This is a genomic window from Pseudomonas sp. TE6288 (genome assembly GCF_054062095.1).
Map to the genome: position 1 here is coordinate 1 of NZ_JBSSEW010000034.1, position 20,587 is coordinate 20,587.

Sequence of the window (20,587 nt, forward strand, 5' to 3'; positions counted from 1 at the left end):
GTGTCCGGGGCGTATTTTTCTGGTTTTTGGCCGGGCGCGCCCCTCGCGCGGCCCCGCGGCCCCCCCCCGCCCCCCGCCCACTCGTGTGGGCGCGGGCTGCCCGGCGATAGGGCCAGTACAGGCGGCTGAAACTATCGGGTCAGAGCGCTTCGCTACCGATTGCCACGCTCATCGCATGAGTCGCCCCTGGTTTGAGCACCACCACGTCATCCATCACATTCGCCGTCTCGATGCATAGCATGCGCTGCCAGCCATCGTCGGCCATGTCCGGCAAGTCGCGGGCGCGGTCGGTCCAGGGGTTCCAGATCACCGCGGTGCGTGAGCCGCCGGCCTGCAGGGTGATGCGTCGGCTCCAGTGTGGGTCGACAATCGCCAGTCGCTCAGGCGCGTTCAGGTAGATGCGATCAGTCTCGCCGGCGAAACCCAGGCTGCCCTGTTGTTTGCGCTGTTCCCAGTTGGCCAGTGTTTCGATGTAGGCCAACCCGTCAACGCCTTCCACTTGCACCTGGCGCACATCGCTCACGGCGAAGTAGCTGTGCAGCGCCTGGCTCAGGGTGACATCGGTATTGCCGAGGTTGTAGCTGGTGAGGGTGAGCTTCAGCTGGTCGTCCAGTTCTACCAGGAGCTTGAGTTGGACGTCATGAGGCCAACCCGGCAGCTCACCTTGGGCTTCGGGCAATTCGAACTCGAACTGCAGGTGGTCGCCGTGTTCCTCGGCGCTCAACAACTGCCAGTCACGGCCACGCACCAGGCCGTGGGCGGGCGGCTGCTCGCCCTTGAACATGGCTTTGACCGAATCGGGATTGCGCTCGAAGATACCGAACCACGGCCAGCACACGGGTGCGCCGGCACGCACCGACTTGCCCTGGCGGAAGATGGCCTGGTCGCTCAGCCACAGCAGCGGTGGCTCACCCAGGCGCTGATAGCTCAGGACCTGGGCGCCCTGTTGGGCAATCAGTAGTTCGGCATGATCGCTGGTGATGCGCCAGCAGTTGAGTTCGCCGTGCCGCTCGGTCTCGACCGTGAAGTTAGCCATTGCGTTCGTCTCATTGATTGTCTGTCAGGCCGTTGGACCCGGTGACGTGCAATGAGTTTACCGCTCGCCAGGCTCAGCGACGAGGTACGGAGCGGGTGCGACCACTGCCATCGATGGCGACGAACACGAACACTGCCTCGGTGACCTTGCGCCATTCGCTGGACAGCGGGTCGTCGCTCCACACTTCGACCATCATCTGGATCGAGCTGCGGCCGATTTCCAGGGTCTGGGTATAGAAGGACAGCTGCGCGCCCACGGCCACCGGGACCAGGAACGCCATGCGATCGATGGCTACCGTGGCCACTCGGCCTCCGGCGACGCGGCTGGCCATGGCGGTGCCGGCCAGGTCCATCTGGGCGACCAGCCAGCCGCCGAAGATATCGCCGAAACCATTGGTCTCACGCGGCAGCGCGGTGATCTGCAAGGCCAGGTCGCCTTGCGGGATAGGATCTTCTTGTTCGAGCTCAATCATGCCGTGGGGCCTCTGACCCGTGACGCTTCGTTGGTGGCGCAATAACGGACGCCGTAAAAACGATTCAGCAACACGCATACTACGCTGATTTCGCTTCAGGGGGCGGCCTCAGGGAAACTCTGCGAAACAGTCTGACAACAATGACCGACGTTTTCGCACAGCATCCCTCAGGATAAGCAACCTTTTCCTACGAGCGGGCAGTATATATACCTGCACAGCCAGCGACGACCGCACATTCATGAATATCTGTATGGATTTTGTACCGCTATGAGCGCGGCTCGGCAATTTGCTATCTTCGCCGACTACTCAATCCAGAAGCCGCATGCCAAGCGGTCCGCAGACCTACAAGAGAAAGAACAGCGATGACCTCCGTGCAGAGCAGTATCGAGCAGCCGTCCCGGCCGTTGTCCCGCAGTGACTACAAGACCCTCTCGCTGTCCGCGCTGGGCGGTGCACTGGAGTTTTACGACTTCATCATCTTCGTGTTCTTCGCCACGGTGGTGGGCAAGCTGTTCTTCCCCGCCGACATGCCCGAATGGCTGCGCCTGATGCAGACCTTCGGCATCTTCGCCGCCGGCTACCTGGCCCGGCCACTGGGCGGCATCGTCATGGCCCACTTTGGCGACCTGCTCGGACGCAAGAAGATGTTCACCCTGAGCATTTTCATGATGGCCGTGCCGACCCTGGTGATGGGCCTGTTGCCCACCTATGCGCAGATTGGCCTGTGGGCGCCGATCCTGCTGCTGCTGATGCGGGTGATTCAGGGCGCGGCCATCGGTGGCGAGGTGCCAGGAGCCTGGGTGTTCGTCTCCGAGCACGTGCCGGCGCGCAACACCGGCTATGCCTGCGGCACGCTGACCGCCGGCCTGACCTCGGGCATCCTGCTTGGCTCGCTGGTGGCAACGCTGATCAATACGCTCTACACCCCCGAGGAAGTGGCGGACTACGCCTGGCGTATCCCGTTCCTGCTCGGTGGGGTGTTCGGCTTCTTCGCGGTCTACCTGCGCCGTTGGTTGCATGAGACCCCCGTTTTCGCCGAAATGCAGGCGCGCAAGGCCCTGGCCGAAGAGCTGCCGCTGCGCGCGGTGCTGCGTGATCATCGCGGCGCGATCATCCTGTCGATGCTGCTCACCTGGCTGCTGTCGGCCGGCATCGTGGTGATTATCCTCATGACCCCGGCGTTGCTGCAGAGCCTCTACCACGTCAGCCCCACCGACTCGCTCAAGGCCAATAGCCTGGCCATCGTGCTGCTCAGCCTGGGCTGCGTCGGCGCTGGCAGCCTGGCCGACCGTTTCGGCGCCGGGCGCGTGTTCATCGTCGGCAGCTTGGCGCTGCTGGCGTCGTCCTGGGCCTTCTACCACAGCCTGCCGACCCGCCCTGACCTGCTGTTCCCGCTGTACGCCCTGACCGGCCTGTGCGTGGGCATCGTCGGCGCGGTGCCTTACGTGATGGTCAAGGCCTTCCCGCCGGTGGTGCGCTTCAGTGGCCTGTCGTTCTCCTACAACCTGGCCTATGCGATCTTCGGTGGTCTGACGCCGATGGTGGTGACCGCGCTGCTGAAGTTCAGTCCTATGGCGCCGGCTTACTATGTGGCGTGCCTGTGCGCCGTCGGTCTGTTGGTGGGCATCTATCTGCTTGCACGCAAACGCTGAATCCCGCTCTAGATCCCCTCTGCAACATCCTGTAAAGGCCATCCCGGTTACCGGTGATGGCCTTTCATCCAATTGTCACATTCGAGTCATAGAGTGTTCATGCGGCCTGCAGATACTTGGGCCCGTTCCATCTCACAACCCACGATATTCCTGCTAGGAGCAAGGCATGAAACTGAAGCGTTTGATGGCGGCCCTGACCTTTGCCGCCGCTGGCGTCGCTGCCGCCAATGCGGTCGCCGCTGTCGATCCTGCAATCCCGACCTACACCAAGACCACCGGTGTTTCGGGCAACCTCTCCAGCGTCGGTTCCGACACCCTCGCGAACCTGATGACCCTGTGGGCCGAGGCCTACAAGAAGGAATATCCGAACGTAAACATCCAGATCCAGGCCGCCGGTTCCTCGACCGCGCCACCCGCCCTGACCGAAGGCACCGCCAACCTGGGCCCGATGAGCCGCAAGATGAAGGACGTCGAGCTGCAGGCGTTCGAGCAGAAGTACGGCTACAAGCCGACCGCCATCCCGGTTGCCGTGGACGCCCTGGCCGTGTTCGTGCACAAGGACAACCCGATCAAGGGCCTGACCATGGCTCAGGTTGACGCTATCTTCTCCTCCACCCGCCTGTGCGGCGGCAAGGCTGACGTCAAGACCTGGGGCGACATCGGTGTGACCGGCGACCTGGCCAACAAGCCAATCCAGCTGTTCGGCCGCAACTCGGTATCGGGCACCTACGGCTACTTCAAGGAAGAAGCCCTGTGCAAAGGCGACTTCAAGCCTAACGTCAACGAACAGCCTGGCTCGGCCTCGGTAGTGCAGTCGATCAGCTCGTCGCTGAACGGCATCGGCTACTCGGGCATCGGCTACAAGACCGCCAGCGTCAAGACCGTTGCCTTGGCCAAGAAAGAAGGCGGCGCGTTCGTCGAAGACAACGAAGCCAACGCCCTGAACGGCACCTACCCGCTGTCGCGTTTCCTCTACGTCTACGTCAACAAGGCGCCGAACAAGCCTCTGGCCCCGCTGGAAGCCGAGTTCGTCAAGCTGGTGCTGTCGCAGGCCGGCCAGCAAGTTGTCGTGAAGGACGGCTACATCCCGCTGCCAGCCAAAGTGGTCGACAAGACCCTGGCCGACCTGGGCCTGTCCCACGCGGGTAACGTTGCAAAGAAGTAAGTAATTGAGGTTGAGGCCGGCGACTAATAATACCGGCCTCTCCCACGAATTCCTTAGTCCGAAGCCAGGGCTCCTGCGCGGCGGGCTTTTTTGCGTCACTGCACTGTCATGTTTTTGTCATACGGGACCGCTAGGGTGTGCGCATGAATGATCTGGCCAACTCCACAATGACCCAAAATTCTCCTCCCGTGCGCATTGACTTCAATACGCCCGAGTTGCAACGCAAGCGCCGCCTGCGCGCCCTCAAGGATCGCCTGACCCGCTGGTATGTCCTGGTGGGCGGGCTAGCCGTGCTGGCGGCGATCACGCTGATCTTCTTCTACCTGGCCTATGTGGTGCTGCCGCTGTTCCAGGGCGCCACGCTTTCCAGCAAGAAGGCGCTGGAGCCGACCTGGCTGCAGCAGGACGCCGGTAAACCGCTGTTGATCGCCCTCGAGGAACAGAACCTCGTGGGTATGCGTGTATCCGACAAGGGCCAGGCCCTGTTCTTCGACACCAAGACCGGCAACGAACTGAAGCGCGTCGACCTGCCGCTGCCGGCCGGCGCCCAGGTCAGCTCGATCAGCACCGACCAGCCGGGCAGCCCGCTGGTGGTGGTGGGCCTGTCCAACGGCCAGGCGTTGGTGTTCCACCACACCTACAAGATCACCTATCCGGACAACAAGAAGACCATCGAGGCGGGCATCGACTTCCCCTATGGTCAGGACCTGTTCACCCTGGATGAACAAGGCCGCGCGCTGGAGCATGTGAGCGTCAACGTCAACGGCGACACCTTGTTGCTGGCCGGTTCCACCGGTGCGCACCTGCAGGTGATCGAACTGTCGCGCACCGAGAACATGATGACTGACGAGGTCACTGTCGAGCAGAACCGTATCGAACTGCCGCAGATGACCGAGGTGGTGAAGAACATCTTCATCGACCCGCGCCAGCAGTGGCTGTACGTGGTCAACGGCCGCGCCACCGCCGACGTGTTCAGCCTGCGCGACAAGAGCCTCAACGGCCGCTACAAGCTGCTCGAGGACGGCAACGCCGAAATCACCGCGACCGCCCAGCTGGTTGGCGGCATCTCGCTGATCTTCGGTGACTCCAAGGGTGGCCTGAGCCAGTGGTTCATGGCCCGCGACCCCGATGGCGAGTCGCGCTTCAAGTTGATCCGCAGCTTCCAGCTGGGCAAGGCCCCGGTGGTGCAGATCGACGCCGAGGAGCGCCGCAAGGGCTTCATCGCCCTGGATGGCGAAGGCAAGCTCGGCGTGTTCCACAGCACCGCGCACCGCACCCTGCTGGTCGAGCCGGTCGCCGAAGGCGCGGGCATCCTCGCCCTGTCGCCGCGCGCCAATCGCATCATCATCGAGCAAGGTGGCAAGCTGCTGCCGCTGAGCCTGAAGAACCCGCACCCGGAAGTCTCCTTCAGCGCGCTGTGGGGCAAGGTCTGGTACGAGAACTACGACGAGCCCAAGTACGTCTGGCAGTCGACCGCCTCGAACACCGACTTCGAACCCAAACTGAGCCTGTCGCCGCTGACCTTCGGTACGCTCAAGGCCGCGTTCTACGCGATGATCCTGGCTGCCCCGCTGGCCATCGCCGCCGCCATCTACACCGCCTACTTCATGGCCCCGGGCATGCGCCGCAAGGTCAAGCCGGTGATCGAGTTGATGGAAGCAATGCCGACGGTGATCCTCGGCTTCTTCGCTGGCCTGTTCCTCGCGCCGTACCTCGAAGGCCACCTGCCGGGCGTGTTCAGCCTGTTCCTGATCATGCCGATCGGTATCCTGCTTGCCGGCTACAGCTGGAGCCGCCTGCCGGAGTCGATCCGCCTGCGCATCCCTGATGGCTGGGAAGCGGCGATCCTGATCCCGGTGATCCTGGTGATCGGTTGGTTTGCCCTGTACATGAGTCCGTTCCTCGAGAGCTGGTTCTTCAAGGGCGACATGCGCCTGTGGATCAGCAACGACCTCGGCATCACCTATGACCAGCGCAACGCCCTGGTAGTGGGTATCGCCATGGGCTTCGCGGTCATCCCGAACATCTACTCCATCGCCGAGGACGCTGTGTTCAGCGTGCCGCGCAGCCTGACCCTGGGCTCGCTGGCCCTGGGCGCGACACCATGGCAGACCTTGACCCGCGTGGTCATCCTCACCGCCAGCCCGGGCATCTTCTCGGCGCTGATGATCGGCATGGGCCGTGCGGTGGGTGAGACCATGATCGTGCTGATGGCCACCGGCAACACCCCGGTGATGGAGCTGAACCTGTTCGAGGGCATGCGCACCCTGGCCGCCAACGTGGCCGTGGAAATGCCCGAATCGGAAGTCGGCGGCAGCCACTATCGTGTGCTGTTCCTCGCCGCCCTCGTGCTGCTGTTGTTCACCTTCGTGATGAACACCCTGGCCGAGCTGATTCGCCAGCGCCTGCGCAAGAAATACTCGTCGCTTTGATAGAAAGGTAGAGATCCGTGAAAAAGGATTCCCTCAAAGGCTGGTTCAAGAGCGGCGCCCCCGGCGTCTGGATCAGTGGCGGCGCGGTGGCCATGGCGGTCATCATGACCGTCGGCCTGCTGGCCGTGATCGCCGTCCGCGGCCTGGGCCACTTCTGGCCGGCCGACCTGGTCCAGGCCACCTACAAGGTGCCGGGCCAGGCTGACCACATTGTCATCGGTGAAGTGGTGCAGAAGGAAGAAGTGCCCCGGGAACGCCTCAAGGGTGCCGGCCTGCCGGTGCCCGACCAAGGCCCGGAGTTCATGACCCGCGAGCTGATCAAGGTGGGCAACCGCGACCTCAATGGCAGTGACTTCACCTGGGTGGTCGGCGAGTGGCTGGTCGACCAGCAGAAACCTGCCGACCTGATTGCCCTGGAGCGCCGCGAATGGGGCAACTTCTACGGCTATCTGGTCAGCGTCAAGGAAGAAGGCCGCGTGGTCGCCCAGGGACCGGAAGCCTGGAACGAGTTGCAGGCCCGCCTCAAGCGCGCCAGCCAACTCAACGACCAGCTTGTGAAGCTCGAGAAGAAGGACATCGGTGCCATCAACCACGGCCTGGAGCGCCTGCGCCTGCACAGCCGCAAGCTGGAGCTGGACGGCAAGCTCGACGCCGCTGCACAGGCCGACATGGACGCCGAGCGCGCCGAACTGAACAACCGCTACAAGGCCATCGAAGAGCGCCTCAACGGCCTGCACCAGGAGTTCGCCCGCGACAGCCTGGTAGCCCGCGACGGCAACGGCCGCGAAGTGGAGATCAACCTGAGCAAGGTGGTCCACGCCATCCAGCCGAACGCCATGTCCGGTTTTACCAAGATGGGCGCCTACTTCGCCAAGGTGTGGGAGTTCCTCAGCGATGACCCGCGTGAGGCCAACACCGAAGGCGGTATCTTCCCGGCCATCTTCGGCACCGTGATGATGACCCTGATCATGGCGGTGATCGTCACCCCGTTCGGCGTGCTGGCTGCCGTCTACCTGCGTGAATATGCCAGGCAGGGCCCGGTGACCCGGCTGATCCGCATCGCCGTGAACAACCTCGCCGGCGTACCGGCGATCGTCTACGGCGTGTTCGGCCTGGGCTTCTTCGTCTACGTGCTGGGCGGCTCCATCGACCGGCTGTTCTTCCCCGAGTCGCTGCCGGCACCTACGCTGGGTACGCCGGGCCTGCTGTGGGCTTCGCTGACCCTGGCGCTGCTGGCCGTGCCGGTGGTGATCGTGGCCACCGAGGAAGGCCTGGCGCGTATTCCGCGCACCGTGCGCGAGGGCTCGCTGGCCCTGGGCGCAACCAAGGCCGAGACCCTGTGGAAGATCGTCCTGCCGATGGCCAGCCCGGCCATGATGACCGGCATGATCCTCGCCGTGGCCCGCGCCGCCGGCGAAGTGGCCCCGCTGATGCTGGTGGGTGTGGTGAAGCTGGCGCCATCGCTGCCGGTGGACGGCAACTACCCGTACCTGCACCTGGACCAGAAGATCATGCACCTGGGCTTCCACATCTACGACGTCGGCTTCCAGAGCCCCAACGTCGAGGCCGCGCGGCCGCTGGTGTACGCCACCGCGCTGCTGCTGGTGCTGGTGATCGCCACCCTCAACCTCTCGGCGGTGTGGATCCGTAACCACCTGCGCGAGAAGTACAAGGCCCTGGACCACTGATCCTGATTGCAAGCGTGCCGCCCGGATGCCGGGCGGCCCTTTGAAACGAATTGATAGCGTATGGAGTTGACCATGCAGCATGAATCCCACGCCCACGGCATCGACATGTCGGCCCTGGGCCGCGACAAGCAGAGCCTGCGCCTGGCTGAAGAGACCGTGGCCATCGAAGTACCCGGCCTGTCCCTGTTCTACGGCGACAAGCAGGCGCTGTTCGACGTCAGCATGAACATCCCCAAGCAGCGCGTGACCGCCTTCATCGGCCCGTCCGGCTGCGGCAAGTCCACGCTGCTGCGCACCTTCAATCGCATGAACGACCTGGTCGACGGCTGCCGTGTCGAAGGCGCCATCAACCTGTACGGCAACAACATCTACCGCAAGGGCGAGGACGTGGCTGAGCTGCGTCGCCGCGTGGGCATGGTGTTCCAGAAGCCCAACCCGTTCCCCAAGACCATCTACGAGAACGTGGTCTACGGCCTGCGTATCCAGGGCATCAACAAGAAGCGCGTGCTCGACGAGGCCGTCGAGTGGGCGCTGAAGGGCGCGGCCCTGTGGGATGAGGTCAAGGACCGCCTGCACGAGTCGGCGCTGGGCCTGTCAGGTGGCCAGCAGCAGCGTCTGGTAATCGCCCGTACCATTGCCGTTGAGCCGGAAGTGCTGTTGCTCGACGAGCCGTGCTCGGCACTGGACCCGATCTCGACACTGAAGGTCGAAGAGCTGATCTACGAACTGAAATCCAAGTACACCATCGTCATCGTGACCCACAACATGCAGCAGGCGGCCCGTGTTTCGGACTACACCGCCTTCATGTACATGGGCAAACTGGTCGAATTCGGTGATACCGACACCCTGTTCACCAACCCGGCGAAGAAGCAGACCGAAGACTATATCACCGGTCGCTACGGCTAAGACCGGCAAGGTAGGAACGCCAGGGAACGACACGAACGACTTGAAGCCTGCAGCTGCTTCGCGGAGCGAAACGATGATCAACAAAGAAAGCCTTACCCACCACATCTCCCAGCAGTTCAACGCCGAGCTCGAGGAGGTGCGCAGCCACCTGCTGGCCATGGGCGGGCTGGTGGAGAAACAGGTGAACGATGCCGTCACCGCGCTGATCGAGGCCGACTCGGGCCTGGCGCAGCAGGTGCGCGAGGTCGACGAACAGATCAACCAGATGGAGCGCAACATCGACGAGGAGTGCGTGCGCATTCTCGCCCGTCGCCAGCCGGCGGCCTCCGACCTGCGCCTGATCATCAGCATCTCCAAGTCGGTGATCGACCTGGAGCGCATCGGTGACGAGTCCACCAAGATCGCCCGCCGTGCCATCCAGCTGTGCGAGGAAGGCGAGTCGCCGCGTGGCTACGTCGAGGTGCGCCACATCGGCGACCAGGTGCGCAACATGGTCCGCGACGCGCTGGACGCCTTCGCCCGTTTCGACGCCGACCTGGCGCTGTCGGTGGCCCAGTACGACAAGACAATCGACCGCGAGTACAAGACAGCGCTGCGTGAGCTGGTCACCTACATGATGGAAGATCCGCGCTCGATCTCCCGCGTGTTGAGCGTGATCTGGGCCCTGCGTTCGCTGGAGCGTATTGGCGATCACGCACGCAACATCTCCGAGCTGGTGATCTACCTGGTGCGTGGTACCGACGTGCGCCACATGGGCCTCAAGCGCATGAAGGCCGAGGTGCAGGGCGAAGCGTTCGATGAGGGCGAAATCGCTAATGTTCCGGCCGAACCGGACGATAAATAGGATTGCTCCCGAGCATGAACGCCCGGCAACCGCCGGGCGTTTTCGTTTGCGGTCGAGCACCAGCAGGCACCCGCGAACCGTGTGAGAAGTCCCGGCGTGACCAGTGGTTTGGCAAATGGCCATCAGTCGGCGGTATGCTAGCCGGGATCAAGAGGAGTATCGATGAGTAAAGTGAATGTGCTGGTCGTGGATGATGCCCCGTTCATCCGCGACCTGGTAAGGAAGTGCCTGCGCAATGCCTTCCCCGGCATGGTGATCGAGGACGCGGTCAACGGTCGCAAGGCCATGGCCATGCTGAGCAAGGAACGTTTCGACCTGGTCTTGTGCGACTGGGAAATGCCGGAGATGTCCGGCCTCGAACTGCTGACCTGGTGCCGCCAGCAGGACGAGATGAAGACCATGCAGTTCATCATGGTGACCAGCCGTGGTGATAAGGAAAACGTGATCCAGGCCATCCAGGCCGGCGTTTCCGACTTCGTCGGCAAGCCCTTCACCAACGAGCAGCTGCTGACCAAGGTGAAGAAGTCGCTGACCAAGATCGGCAAGCTCGACAGCCTGATGTCCAGCGCGCCGGCGCGGGTCAACTCGGCGTTCGCCAATGACTCGCTCAGCGCCCTGACCGGTGGTCGCCCGGAGGCGGCCAAGGTGAACGCGCCCGTCGCCGCGCCAGTGGCAGCAGCGGCCAAGCCTCTGATCAACGCCCCTACGCCGAAGACTGCCGCTGCGGCGGCCCAGGCTGGTCGTGGTCAAGGCCAACTGCGCCTGTCCAGCGGAACCCAGCCGTGCATGATCAAGGCCCTGAGCCTCAAGGAAGCCCTGCTGGTGGTGCGCCGCGGCACCAACCTGCCACAGGTGCTCGAAGGCGCGGTGCTGGACCTGGAGCAAGGCGAGAATGCCGAAACCGCGCGCCTGAACGGCTACCTGCACGCCATTGCGGCGCTGGAGCCCAAGCCTGAGAGCGACTGGCTGCAGCTGACCTTCAAGTTCGTCGACCAGGATGCGCAGAAACTCGACTACCTGTCGCGGCTGATCGCCCGCGGCACGGCGCAGAAGCATTTCACGCCTGGCGCCTGATGGCCGGGCTGTACACTCTGTAGGAGCGGCTTCAGCCGCGATCACCCGCGAAGCGGGTGCCAACCGCGTTGTCTGCATCGCGGCTGAAGCCGCTCCTACAGAGCCCCGCTAAAACATCCGACCAGCTGTCACAACTTGTCTTTAACTGGGCTGCTAGGCTTCGACAGAACACCACTGTCAAAAAGCCACCATCATGCCGCCCTCCCGACTGCTGCTGTTCTGTGCCTTGCTCACGGCCTCGGCGTCGAGCCTGGGCATGACCATCTACAAGACCACCGATACCTATGGCGTGGTTTCCTATTCCGACCGTCCCAGTGTGGGCGCCAAGGTTTTCGTGTTCCGCGAACCCATGGTCGAGCGCCTGGACGGCCAGGTGCGGCTGAAGACCGAGGATTTCGCCGGTGGCGTGCGTTTTGTCGCGCGCAACGAGCTGTTCGTGCCGATGGAAGTTGAACTGCGTGTGGAGCGCCTGGCCAATGCCCAGGGCGGTAACGCCTCGCGCATCGTCCGGCGCCTGGTACCGCCGCGCTCGAACCTGATCCTCAGCGTGGTGCAGGCTCGCCAAGGGGCTCGCCTCAAGTACGACACCAAGTTTCGCTACGCCATGGGAGACCCTGGCCAGCGCCCGCAGGGCTACCGTTATCCGTTTCCCTGGAAGGGTGGGCCGTTCCGCCTGAGCCAGGGCCCCAACGGCCGCTTCAGCCACTTCGGGCCCAAGGGCCGCTACGCCATGGATATCGCCATGCCCGAAGGCACGCCGATCATCGCGGCACGCGGCGGGGTGGTGGTGAAGATCGAGAACAACCAGAGCGGGCGGGGCAACAATCCGGCGGGCAATTTCGTCAGGATCCTGCACCCGGACGGCACCATGGGCGTTTACCTGCACCTGATGCGCGGCTCGGTGGTGGTGGGCGAGGGGCAGCGTGTGGCCCAGGGGCAGGCGCTGGCCAAATCGGGCAATACCGGCAACAGCAGCGGGCCGCACCTGCATTTTGTGGTGCAGCGCAATGTGGGGCTGGCGCTGGAGTCGATCCCGTATCAGTTCGACCGGCCAATCGGTGGACTGCCGGACTTTACCGCAGGGAATCCATGACGCATCGCGAGGCAAGCCCGCACCCACAGATGTAGGCGCGGGCTCTCAGGTCAATCGAGCTTGAGCACCTTGGCCAGCACGATCTTAGGCCCTTTCATCTTCTTGATGATGATGCGCAGGCCTTCGACTTCCAGTACTTCCTCTTCCTCAGGGACGCGCTTAAGCGTCTCGTAGATCAGCCCGGCGAGGGTTTCCGCCTCGATGTGGTCCAGGTCGATACCCAGCAAGCGCTCCACCTTGAACAGCGGCGTATCACCGCGCACCAGCAACTTGCCCGGCTGGTAAGCCAGGATGCCGCGCTCGGTCTTGCGGTGTTCGTCCTGGATATCGCCCACCAGCACTTCCAGCACGTCTTCCATGGTCAGGTAGCCGATCACTTTGCCGTCGGCTTCCTCGACCAGCACGAAGTGCGCGCCACCCTTGCGGAACTGCTCCAGCAGCTGGGACAGCGGCATGTGCCGGGATACCCGTTCCAGCGGGCGGGCGAGGTCTGCAAGGTCGATGGTTTGCGGCAAGTGGTCGAGCTCTGCCAGCTCCAGCAGCAGGTCCTTGATGTGCAGCAGGCCGGTGAATTCCTCGCGCTCGGCGTCATATACCGGGTAGCGACTGAACTTGTGACGGCGCAGCAGGGCGAGGATTTCCTTCAGCGGCGCATGGGCATCGATGCTGACCATGTCCTCGCGCGAGTTGGCCCAGTCGACCACCTCCAGCTCGCCCATCTCCACGGCCGAGGCCAGTACGCGCATGCCTTGGTCGCTTGGGTCCTGGCCACGGCTGGAGTGCAGGATCAGCTTGAGCTCCTCGCGGCTGTAGTGGTGCTCGTGGTGCGGCCCGGGCTCGCCTTGGCCGGCGATGCGCAGGATGGTGTTGGCGCTGGCGTTGAGCAGGTAGATCGCCGGGTACATCGCCCAGTAGAACAGGTACAGCGGCACGGCGGTCCACAGCGACAGCAGCTCGGGCTTGCGGATCGCCCACGACTTGGGGGCCAGCTCGCCGACCACGATGTGCAGGTAGGAGATCACGAAGAAGGCGACGAAGAACGAGATCGCCTTGATCAGCTCCGGGCTGTCCACGCCGACATAGGCCAGCAGCGGCTCGAGCAGGTGGGCGAACGCCGGCTCGCCGACCCAGCCCAGGCCCAGGGAGGCGAGGGTGATGCCCAGCTGGCAGGCCGAGAGATAGGCGTCGAGCTGGTTGTGCACCTTGCGCAGGATGCTGCCACGCCAGCCATGCAGCTCGGCGATGGATTCGACGCGGGTGGAGCGCAGCTTGACCATGGCGAACTCGGCAGCCACGAAGAAGCCGTTGAGCAGCACCAGGAACAAAGCAAAGAGAATCATGCCGAAATCGGCGAACAACGAGGTGAGGCTGATACCAGGGGAAGGGTCCATGATGGGGTTTTACGGGGTCCGTCTGCTGAAATGTAAGAAAAAAAGTGCCAGCGTTTGCTGGCACAGGGGATCCAATGTAGCGGCTGAGGCTGCAAAAGCAAAGGGCCGCTTCGCGCCCCATCGCCGGCAAGCCGGTTCGCACGAGGGCCGCATCTTTCCTGTGGGAGCCGGCTTGCCGGCGATGGGGCGCGAAGCGGCCCTCGGATCTCAGCCCTTGTTCACGACCAATTGTGCTGGCGCAAAATGACAGGTGAAGGTGCTTCCATGGCCCGGCACGCTGCTGATTTGCAGGCGCCCGCGATGGCGCATCAGCACATGCTTGACGATCGCCAGGCCCAGCCCGGTGCCGCCGGTGTTGGAGGCTCGGCTGGAATCGACGCGGTAGAAGCGTTCGGTCAGGCGTGGCAGGTGCTTGGCCTCGATACCGACCCCCGAGTCCTGCACGCTGAGGTGCGCGCCCTGTTCGTCGGCCCACCAGCGGATGCGGATATTGCCTTCGTCCTGGGTGTACTTGACCGCGTTGAACACCAGGTTGGAGAACGCACTGCGCAGCTCCGACTCGCTGCCCTTGAGCCGTATGCCAGGCGCTGCCTCCAGGCTGATTCGCTGGTTGCGCGGGCCGGACAGGGCCTGGGCGTCGTTCTTGATGGCGGTGAGCAGGGTGTCGACCAGCACCGGCTGGTTGTCCGAGGGATAGTCGGTAGCTTCGAGCTTGGCCAGCAGCAACAGGTCGTTGAGCAGCGTCTGCATGCGTGAGCCTTGCGCGCTCATCTGCTGCAAGGCCCGGCTCCAGCGCGGGTTCACGTCCTCGACGTTGTCCAGCAGCGTCTCGAGGTAGCCGGTGATCACTGTCAATGGCGTGCGCAGCTCGTGGGAAACGTTAGCCACGAAGTCCTTGCGCATCTGTTCCAACTGGTGGATGCGGGTCACGTCGCGCACCAGCATCAGGTGCTCGTTGTTGCCGTAGCGGGTGAGGTGCAGTTGCACGCGCAGGCGGTCGTTGATCGGCGAAGGGATCTCCAGCGGCTCGGCGTAGTTCTCCGACTCGAAGTACTCCTTGAAGCGCGGGTGGCGCACCAGGTTGGTCACCGGCTGGCCGCCGTCCTGCGGGGTCTTGAAGCCCAGGAGGGTCTCGGCGGCGCGGTTCCACCACTCAAGGTTGCCGTCGCTGTCGAGCATGATCACCGCATCGCGAAGGGCAGCGGTGGACTCCTGGACCCGGTCGATCACTGCCTGCAGGCGGCCACGCACGCGCTGGTCGCGGCGCTGCAGGTGATAGATGCTGTCGAACACTTCGCCCCACAGGCCGTAGCCATCGGGTGGTGCTTCATCGGGTTGATGATTGCGCAACCAGTCGTGCAAGCGCAGCAACTGCTTCAGTGTCCAGCCCAGGTAGAAGGCCAGGCCGATGGCCAGGCTCCAGCCATAGTAACCGCTGACCAGCCCGCCGATCAGGCAGACGGTGATCAGCAGGAGCATGTGGCGAATCAGGGTCGCGTGCCAGTTCTGGTTCAATTGACAGTCCTTGTACAGCGGGCGCTTGGGCTTCGATCAGCTTTTGGTCGAGAAGCGATAGCCAGTGCCGCGGACGGTTTGTACCAGATTTTCGTAGGCTTCACCCAGTGCCTTGCGCAGGCGGCGGATATGCACGTCGACGGTGCGCTCCTCGACATAGACGTTGCCGCCCCAGACCTGGTCGAGCAACTGGCCGCGGGTGTAGGCGCGCTCCTGGTGAGTCATGAAGAACTGCAGCAGGCGGTACTCGGTGGGGCCCATCTCGGCCGGTTTGCCATCGATGGTCACGCGGTGGCTGATCGGGTCGAGCAGCAGGCCGCCGACTTCGATCGGCGCTTCGCTGTCGCTTGGGCCGGTGCGGCGCAGCACGGCCTTCAGGCGCGCCACCAGTTCACGGGGCGAGAACGGCTTGGTGATGTAGTCGTCGGCGCCGACTTCCAGGCCCTGGATCTTGTTGTCCTCTTCACCCTTGGCGGTGAGCATGATGATCGGGATGTCGCCGGTCAGCTCGTCGCGCTTGAGGCGGCGGGCCAGCTCGATGCCGGATGTGCCCGGCAGCATCCAGTCGAGCAGGATCAGGTCCGGCTTGCGGTCGACGATGATGGCGTGGGCCTGTTGCGAGTTCTCGGCCTCGAGGCAGTCATAGCCGGCCATTTCCAATGCAACGGCGATCATCTCGCGGATAGGCGCTTCGTCGTCGACGATCAGAATGTTTCTGCCAACCATGCTCAATTACCTCTCCCAGGAACGATGTCTTGGCCCGCATTAGATAACGGAATTATTGCAGCTGTGTGACAGGGCGTGGGCGGTTCTGGCGACATTGCGTGACTGGACTAGGCTACAAGGGGCCGCGAGGGCGGCGCGAACATTCAATCCACCCCTGAAACAATGGTGATTCCAATGACACGACATACGCTGAGCTGGATGGCCCTTTGCGCTGCGCTGGCAGTGCCGGGGGTGGCGTCGGCTCATCACGCCATGGAGAAGGATGGCATGTGGGTCGACCACGATGGCATGACGCTGTACACCTTTGACAAGGACGCTGGTGGCAAGTCCATGTGCAATGGCGAGTGCGCCAAGAACTGGCCGCCGTTGATGGTGAAGAAGGACGACGAGGCGCCGAAGGACAAGTGGACCCACGTCACCCGCGACGATGGCTCGATGCAGTGGGCCTATGACGGCAAGCCGCTGTACACCTTCGTCAAGGACAAGAAGGCCGGCGAGACCACCGGCGATGGCATGAAGGATGTCTGGCACGTCGCCAAGCCTTGATGCACCAGGCGTGGGAGCGCCGCTCCGCCGCTCCCACCATTGCCTGGACAGTTTCAGCGCAGCGCGTAGTCCAGCACCACACCCATGAAGATCAACAACCCCGCCCAGTGATTGTGCAAGAACGCCTTGAAGCACGACTCGCGGTCCAGCTTGCGCGTCGACCAGAATTCCCAGGCGAAGCATACCGCCGCCGCCAGCAGCCCCAGGTGGAACCAGGCGCCCAGTTCGAAGCGGTTGCCCGCCAGGAGCAGGCAGCCCAGCGACAGCAACTGCAGGCTCAGGATGATCACCCGGTCTGCCTCGCCGAACAGGATGGCGGTGGATTTCACGCCGATCTTCAGGTCGTCGTCACGGTCGACCATGGCGTAGTAGGTGTCATACCCCACCGTCCACAGCAGGTTGGCGATGTACAGCAGCCAGGCGCTGGCCGGCAGTTCGCCACCCGCGGCGGTGAAAGCCATCGGGATTCCCCAGGAATACGCCGCGCCCAGCACCACCTGCGGGTAGTAGGTGTAGCGCTTCATGAACGGGTAGCAGAAGGCCAGGGCGACCGCGCCGAACGACAGCCATACTGTTGTTGCGTTGGTGCACAGCACCAGCAGGAAGCTCACCCCCACCAGCAAAGCGCACAGCATGAGTGCTTCGCGGGGCTTTACCCGGCCGCTGGCCAGTGGCCGGTCGGCGGTGCGTTTGACGTGGCCGTCCACCTTGCGGTCGGCGAAGTCGTTGATGCAGCAGCCGGCGGCACGCATCAGCACCACGCCGAGGCCGAAAATCAGCACGTTGGCCAGGGTCGGCGAGCCGTTGCCGGCGATCCACACCGCCGACAGCGTCGGCCACAGCAGCAGATAGATGCCGATGGGGCGGTCCATGCGGCTGAGCTGGACAAAGTCCCAGGCGCGCGGGTGAAGGTGGTTGAGCGACTTGAGCAGTTGCAGGTACATCAGCGTTTTTCCTCCTTGGCCGCGTGCCACAGGGCGGGCAGGAACACCTCGGCCACCAGCAGGTCGAGGCCGTCGCGTTCGAAGCGCGAGCGCCGTCCCCACAGCCCGGCGCTGGCAACCTCGGCGGGCAGCCAGCCCTGTGGATAACTACATACTTCGATAGGGTGGCGGACGAACGCCTGGTCACAGAACAGCAGCTCGCCCAGCGAGCGGCTGCCCAGGGTCTCCAGGTCGAGCCCGCCGCGTTCCAGCGCCGTGCGGCTGGCCACGCTGCGAGCGAAAACCCAGGGATGGTCATGGCCGCGCAGGTAGACCTCGCGCACCCAGCCCTGCGCGCCAGGCCGCAGGCCCAACGCGGCGCATTCATCGTCACGCAGTGGCTGCCAGCCCTCGAACAAAGGAGTGACGCTGAAGTGGTCATGGGACAGACCGGTCAGGCGACGGGTCAGGGAGCCTTCATCGAACAGCCAGTTCAGGGTCGGCTGATCGGGCAGGGGCGCCAGTTGCGGATACGCCAGCCACGCGACAGCGGCTGCTTGCGGGGTTTCGTACGGCACGTCGGTATGCTTGATACAGGCCAGAGAGGCGGCGAGCTTAGCATGATTGCCGTCCTGGCTTGCATACTGCCAGCAGGCCCAGTACAAAAGCCGACCAGAGATTGCACGGTGGTCACTTGCAGGCGCGGGCGTGCCCCGCGACCAGGCCACCAACTGCAACGCACCAATGAGCCTGACCGAGGAACAGCACCCGATGAAAAAGTGGCAATGTATTGTCTGTGGCCTGATCTATGACGAAGCGGACGGCTGGCCGGACGACGGCATCGCCCCCGGCACTCGCTGGGAAGACGTGCCGGAAGACTGGCTGTGCCCTGATTGTGGCGTAGGCAAGAGTGACTTCGAAATGATCGCCATTGGCTGATCGCAACCCTGGTTTGAACAAGGAACGCACGACATGACGTCCCCCGTGGTGATCATTGGTACCGGTCTTGCCGGTTATAACCTGGCGCGAGAGTTTCGCAAGCTGGACGGCGACACGCCGCTGCTGCTGATCACCGCTGACGACGGTCGCTCCTACTCCAAGCCGATGCTGTCCACCGGCTTTGCCAAGCAGAAGGACGCCGACGGCCTGTGCATGGCCGAACCGGGCGCCATGGCCGAGCAGCTCAAGGCCGAGATCCGCACCCACACCCGCATCAGCGGCATCGACCCCGGCCACAAGCGCCTGTGGATCGGCGAAGAAGCGGTGGCGTACCGCGACCTGGTACTGGCCTGGGGCGCGCAGACTGTGCAGGTGCCTGTGGAAGGCGATGCGGGCGAGCTGGTCTTCCCGATCAACGACCTTGAGGACTACGCACGTTTTCGTGCCGCTGCCGCAGGCAAGCAACGGGTGCTGATCCTCGGCGCCGGCCTGATCGGCTGCGAATTCGCCAACGACCTCACCTTGGGTGGCCTGCAGTGCGAGATCGTGGCGCCGTGCGAACAGGTAATGCCGACCTTGCTGCACCCTGCGGCGGCCGCCGCGGTGCAGGCAGGCCTGGAAGGGTTGGGGGTGCGTTTCCATCTCGGCCCGGTGCTGACCCGCCTGCAACGCTCCGGGGCGGCACTGGAGGCGCACCTGTCCGACGGCAGCGTCATCCCGTGCGACCTGGTGGTGTCTGCGATCGGCCTGCGGCCGCGCACCGACCTGGCGGCCGCAGCGGGCCTGCAGGTCAACCGCGGGGTGGTGGTGGATCGCCAGCTGCGCACTTCTCACGCCAACATCTTCGCCCTGGGCGACTGCGCCGAGGTCGATGGCATCAACCTGCTGTACGTCATGCCATTGATGACCTGTGCCCGTGCCTTGGCCCAGACCCTGTCCGGCAACCCGACCGCGGTGGCCTATGGGCCAATGCCGGTCACCGTGAAGACCCCGGCCTGTCCGCTGGTGGTGTCCCCCGTGCCGGCAGGCCACGAGGGCACCTGGGTGGTGGAAGGTAGTGGCGGCGACCTGAAAGTGCTCTGCCATGGCGCCGATGGCCAGCTGCTGGGCTACGCCCTGACTGGCGGCGCAGTCATGGAGAAACTGGCGTTGAATCGCCAGTTGCCACCCTTGATGGCGTAAATAGCGGGCGTTCTGTCGGAATTATCCTGTTCTTGCCGCGACAATGGCCGCCCAGATACTGGCGCGGCCCCGGTCGGCGTGCCATCCTCACTGGCGTCTGCCGCAGCCTAGAGCCTGCGGTGCCTTGAACGCTGCTCCCTTCGGCAGCACGGCATAACAACAAGAAATCCCGTCAAAGAGGCTTCACTATGCGTAAACCAGAACTCGCCGCCGTCATCGCCGAAAAGGCCGATCTGACCAAGGAAAAGGCCAACCAGGTCCTCAACGCGATTCTCGACAGCATCACCGGCGCACTCGACAAGGACACCGTCACCCTGGTCGGCTTCGGCACCTTCGAAAAACGCCACCGCGGTGCCCGCACCGGCAAGAATCCGCAGACGGGCGAGCCGGTCAAGATCAAGGCCAGCAACACTGTCGCCTTCAAGCCTGGCAAGGGCCTGCGTGACAGCGTCAACGCACCGGCCAAGCCTGCCAAGAAAAAGTGATCGACAAGCCATCGAGACGGGCGCCTTAAGGCGCCCGTTGTGTTTCTGGTAAGCAAATGCGGCGAACTTGCATAAACAGGGCGATAAACGGATAAACTGCGCGACTCAGTCATTTTTCACTCGAGGCGCGTTGATGAAGTTTCGTTTTCTTCTCTGGGCCATGGGCTTGCTGATGGCCAAGGCCAGCCGCAACAACCCGGCGTTCCAGCAGCAGCTGCAGGACAAGGACCTGGTCTTCCAGATGCAGACGCTCGACGGCAAGGTTGCCCGGCACTTCATCGTCAAGGACCTGCGCATCAGCAGCAAGGGCGGCCTGCACCCGCAGCCGGCGTTCGCCATTGCCTTCAAGGATGCCGCCTACGGTTTCGCCACGCTGCAGGCCGGTAACAAGCAGCTGGCGTTCATGCAGGGGATTCAGGAGAAAAACATCCAGATCAAGGGCAATCCGGCGCTGGTGATTTGGTTCCAGGGCTTGATGAAGTACCTGAAACCGAAGAAGAAAGTGTAGGAGCGGCTTT

At 63.6% G+C, this 20,587-nt stretch carries 20 protein-coding genes; 13 read left to right on the top strand and 7 right to left on the bottom strand.

The window, feature by feature from the left end:
• Positions 1 to 139 precede the first annotated feature (139 nt).
• Positions 140 to 1,036 (bottom strand): D-hexose-6-phosphate mutarotase, encoded by an 897-nt coding sequence (locus ACVWY1_RS24900; protein ID WP_457378884.1) that lies wholly within the window; start codon positions 1,034 to 1,036, stop codon positions 140 to 142.
• A gap of 73 nt (positions 1,037 to 1,109) precedes the next feature.
• A complete protein-coding gene (locus tag ACVWY1_RS24905) occupies positions 1,110 to 1,508 on the bottom strand; it encodes an acyl-CoA thioesterase (protein ID WP_003253317.1) in 399 nt (132 codons plus the stop codon).
• A 362-nt stretch (positions 1,509 to 1,870) separates the two neighbouring features.
• Here ACVWY1_RS24905 and ACVWY1_RS24910 point away from each other — a divergent pair, with 362 nt between their 5' ends.
• The 8 genes from ACVWY1_RS24910 (at position 1,871) to ACVWY1_RS24945 (ending at position 12,362) form a co-directional block, all read left to right on the top strand.
• Positions 1,871 to 3,160 (top strand): MFS transporter, encoded by a 1,290-nt coding sequence (locus ACVWY1_RS24910; protein ID WP_102684601.1) that lies wholly within the window; start codon positions 1,871 to 1,873, stop codon positions 3,158 to 3,160.
• A 166-nt stretch (positions 3,161 to 3,326) separates the two neighbouring features.
• Complete coding sequence (locus ACVWY1_RS24915) at positions 3,327 to 4,325, top strand: phosphate ABC transporter substrate-binding protein PstS (protein ID WP_102684600.1); 999 nt, start codon at positions 3,327 to 3,329, stop codon at positions 4,323 to 4,325.
• Positions 4,326 to 4,468: 143 nt separating this feature from the next.
• Positions 4,469 to 6,757: an ABC transporter permease subunit gene (locus tag ACVWY1_RS24920; protein ID WP_457378885.1), complete on the top strand. Its 2,289-nt coding sequence runs from the start codon at positions 4,469 to 4,471 to the stop codon at positions 6,755 to 6,757.
• A gap of 17 nt (positions 6,758 to 6,774) precedes the next feature.
• Complete coding sequence (gene pstA / locus ACVWY1_RS24925; RefSeq protein ID WP_038707069.1) at positions 6,775 to 8,445, top strand: phosphate ABC transporter permease PstA; 1,671 nt, start codon at positions 6,775 to 6,777, stop codon at positions 8,443 to 8,445.
• Positions 8,446 to 8,517: 72 nt separating this feature from the next.
• The gene (gene pstB / locus ACVWY1_RS24930; RefSeq protein ID WP_031315066.1) at positions 8,518 to 9,351 is read left to right on the top strand and encodes a phosphate ABC transporter ATP-binding protein PstB; all 834 of its coding nucleotides are present in this window, start codon (positions 8,518 to 8,520) and stop codon (positions 9,349 to 9,351) included.
• A 73-nt stretch (positions 9,352 to 9,424) separates the two neighbouring features.
• Complete coding sequence (phoU, locus tag ACVWY1_RS24935) at positions 9,425 to 10,195, top strand: phosphate signaling complex protein PhoU (protein ID WP_023630537.1); 771 nt, start codon at positions 9,425 to 9,427, stop codon at positions 10,193 to 10,195.
• Positions 10,196 to 10,357: 162 nt separating this feature from the next.
• On the top strand, positions 10,358 to 11,269 hold the full coding sequence (locus ACVWY1_RS24940) for a response regulator (RefSeq protein WP_277502426.1): 912 nt from the start codon (positions 10,358 to 10,360) through the stop codon (positions 11,267 to 11,269).
• Between the two features lie 193 nt (positions 11,270 to 11,462).
• Complete coding sequence (locus ACVWY1_RS24945) at positions 11,463 to 12,362, top strand: peptidoglycan DD-metalloendopeptidase family protein (protein ID WP_198755100.1); 900 nt, start codon at positions 11,463 to 11,465, stop codon at positions 12,360 to 12,362.
• Positions 12,363 to 12,412: 50 nt separating this feature from the next.
• Here the strand turns inward: ACVWY1_RS24945 and ACVWY1_RS24950 are convergent, their stop codons facing one another.
• The 3 genes from ACVWY1_RS24950 to phoB all read right to left on the bottom strand — a co-directional run bounded on the left by ACVWY1_RS24950 (position 12,413) and on the right by phoB (position 15,994).
• Entirely contained in the window at positions 12,413 to 13,753 is a 1,341-nt protein-coding gene (locus ACVWY1_RS24950; RefSeq protein ID WP_102684596.1) for a hemolysin family protein, read from the bottom strand.
• 207 nt (positions 13,754 to 13,960) lie between these two features.
• The gene (gene phoR / locus ACVWY1_RS24955; RefSeq protein WP_457378892.1) at positions 13,961 to 15,232 is read right to left on the bottom strand and encodes a phosphate regulon sensor histidine kinase PhoR; all 1,272 of its coding nucleotides are present in this window, start codon (positions 15,230 to 15,232) and stop codon (positions 13,961 to 13,963) included.
• A gap of 72 nt (positions 15,233 to 15,304) precedes the next feature.
• Positions 15,305 to 15,994, bottom strand: a complete 690-nt coding sequence (phoB, locus tag ACVWY1_RS24960) for a phosphate regulon transcriptional regulator PhoB (protein ID WP_003253341.1) — start codon at positions 15,992 to 15,994, stop codon at positions 15,305 to 15,307.
• 174 nt (positions 15,995 to 16,168) lie between these two features.
• Between phoB and ACVWY1_RS24965 the strand changes: the two genes are divergently transcribed.
• Positions 16,169 to 16,540 carry a COG4315 family predicted lipoprotein gene (locus ACVWY1_RS24965; RefSeq protein WP_102684594.1) on the top strand — a complete coding sequence of 124 codons (372 nt, stop codon included), beginning with the start codon at positions 16,169 to 16,171 and terminating at the stop codon, positions 16,538 to 16,540.
• Positions 16,541 to 16,593: 53 nt separating this feature from the next.
• Here ACVWY1_RS24965 and ubiA read toward each other — a convergent pair whose 3' ends face one another.
• Both ubiA and ACVWY1_RS24975 read right to left on the bottom strand, forming a co-directional pair.
• Positions 16,594 to 17,484, bottom strand: a complete 891-nt coding sequence (gene ubiA, locus ACVWY1_RS24970; RefSeq protein ID WP_102684593.1) for a 4-hydroxybenzoate octaprenyltransferase — start codon at positions 17,482 to 17,484, stop codon at positions 16,594 to 16,596.
• Entirely contained in the window at positions 17,484 to 18,041 is a 558-nt protein-coding gene (locus tag ACVWY1_RS24975) for a chorismate--pyruvate lyase family protein (protein ID WP_139674838.1), read from the bottom strand. The genes ubiA and ACVWY1_RS24975 overlap by 1 nt, the downstream gene beginning before the upstream one ends.
• A 193-nt stretch (positions 18,042 to 18,234) precedes the next feature.
• Here ACVWY1_RS24975 and ACVWY1_RS24980 point away from each other — a divergent pair, with 193 nt between their 5' ends.
• The 4 genes from ACVWY1_RS24980 (at position 18,235) to ACVWY1_RS24995 (ending at position 20,577) form a co-directional block, all read left to right on the top strand.
• Positions 18,235 to 18,402 carry a rubredoxin gene (locus ACVWY1_RS24980; protein ID WP_023532601.1) on the top strand — a complete coding sequence of 56 codons (168 nt, stop codon included), beginning with the start codon at positions 18,235 to 18,237 and terminating at the stop codon, positions 18,400 to 18,402.
• A gap of 33 nt (positions 18,403 to 18,435) precedes the next feature.
• Positions 18,436 to 19,584 (top strand): NAD(P)/FAD-dependent oxidoreductase, encoded by a 1,149-nt coding sequence (locus tag ACVWY1_RS24985; protein ID WP_457378886.1) that lies wholly within the window; start codon positions 18,436 to 18,438, stop codon positions 19,582 to 19,584.
• 188 nt (positions 19,585 to 19,772) lie between these two features.
• Positions 19,773 to 20,069, top strand: coding sequence for an HU family DNA-binding protein (locus tag ACVWY1_RS24990; protein WP_046857600.1), 297 nt, complete (start codon positions 19,773 to 19,775; stop codon positions 20,067 to 20,069).
• A 133-nt stretch (positions 20,070 to 20,202) separates the two neighbouring features.
• Positions 20,203 to 20,577 (top strand): hypothetical protein, encoded by a 375-nt coding sequence (locus ACVWY1_RS24995; protein ID WP_023631265.1) that lies wholly within the window; start codon positions 20,203 to 20,205, stop codon positions 20,575 to 20,577.
• Positions 20,578 to 20,587 lie beyond the last annotated feature (10 nt).

Coding starts and splice junctions, on each gene's coding strand:
- ACVWY1_RS24940 (WP_277502426.1), top strand. CDS start 10,358: ATGAGTAAAGTGAATGTGCTGGTCGTGGATGATGCCCCGTTCATCCGC.
- ACVWY1_RS24965 (WP_102684594.1), top strand. CDS start 16,169: ATGACACGACATACGCTGAGCTGGATGGCCCTTTGCGCTGCGCTGGCA.
- phoB (WP_003253341.1), bottom strand. CDS start 15,994: ATGGTTGGCAGAAACATTCTGATCGTCGACGACGAAGCGCCTATCCGC.
- phoU (WP_023630537.1), top strand. CDS start 9,425: ATGATCAACAAAGAAAGCCTTACCCACCACATCTCCCAGCAGTTCAAC.
- ACVWY1_RS24985 (WP_457378886.1), top strand. CDS start 18,436: ATGACGTCCCCCGTGGTGATCATTGGTACCGGTCTTGCCGGTTATAAC.
- ACVWY1_RS24995 (WP_023631265.1), top strand. CDS start 20,203: ATGAAGTTTCGTTTTCTTCTCTGGGCCATGGGCTTGCTGATGGCCAAG.
- ACVWY1_RS24915 (WP_102684600.1), top strand. CDS start 3,327: ATGAAACTGAAGCGTTTGATGGCGGCCCTGACCTTTGCCGCCGCTGGC.
- ACVWY1_RS24980 (WP_023532601.1), top strand. CDS start 18,235: ATGAAAAAGTGGCAATGTATTGTCTGTGGCCTGATCTATGACGAAGCG.
- ACVWY1_RS24900 (WP_457378884.1), bottom strand. CDS start 1,036: ATGGCTAACTTCACGGTCGAGACCGAGCGGCACGGCGAACTCAACTGC.
- ACVWY1_RS24920 (WP_457378885.1), top strand. CDS start 4,469: ATGAATGATCTGGCCAACTCCACAATGACCCAAAATTCTCCTCCCGTG.
- pstB (WP_031315066.1), top strand. CDS start 8,518: ATGCAGCATGAATCCCACGCCCACGGCATCGACATGTCGGCCCTGGGC.
- ACVWY1_RS24990 (WP_046857600.1), top strand. CDS start 19,773: ATGCGTAAACCAGAACTCGCCGCCGTCATCGCCGAAAAGGCCGATCTG.
- ubiA (WP_102684593.1), bottom strand. CDS start 17,484: ATGTACCTGCAACTGCTCAAGTCGCTCAACCACCTTCACCCGCGCGCC.
- phoR (WP_457378892.1), bottom strand. CDS start 15,232: ATGCTCCTGCTGATCACCGTCTGCCTGATCGGCGGGCTGGTCAGCGGT.
- ACVWY1_RS24945 (WP_198755100.1), top strand. CDS start 11,463: ATGCCGCCCTCCCGACTGCTGCTGTTCTGTGCCTTGCTCACGGCCTCG.
- ACVWY1_RS24905 (WP_003253317.1), bottom strand. CDS start 1,508: ATGATTGAGCTCGAACAAGAAGATCCTATCCCGCAAGGCGACCTGGCC.
- ACVWY1_RS24950 (WP_102684596.1), bottom strand. CDS start 13,753: ATGGACCCTTCCCCTGGTATCAGCCTCACCTCGTTGTTCGCCGATTTC.
- ACVWY1_RS24910 (WP_102684601.1), top strand. CDS start 1,871: ATGACCTCCGTGCAGAGCAGTATCGAGCAGCCGTCCCGGCCGTTGTCC.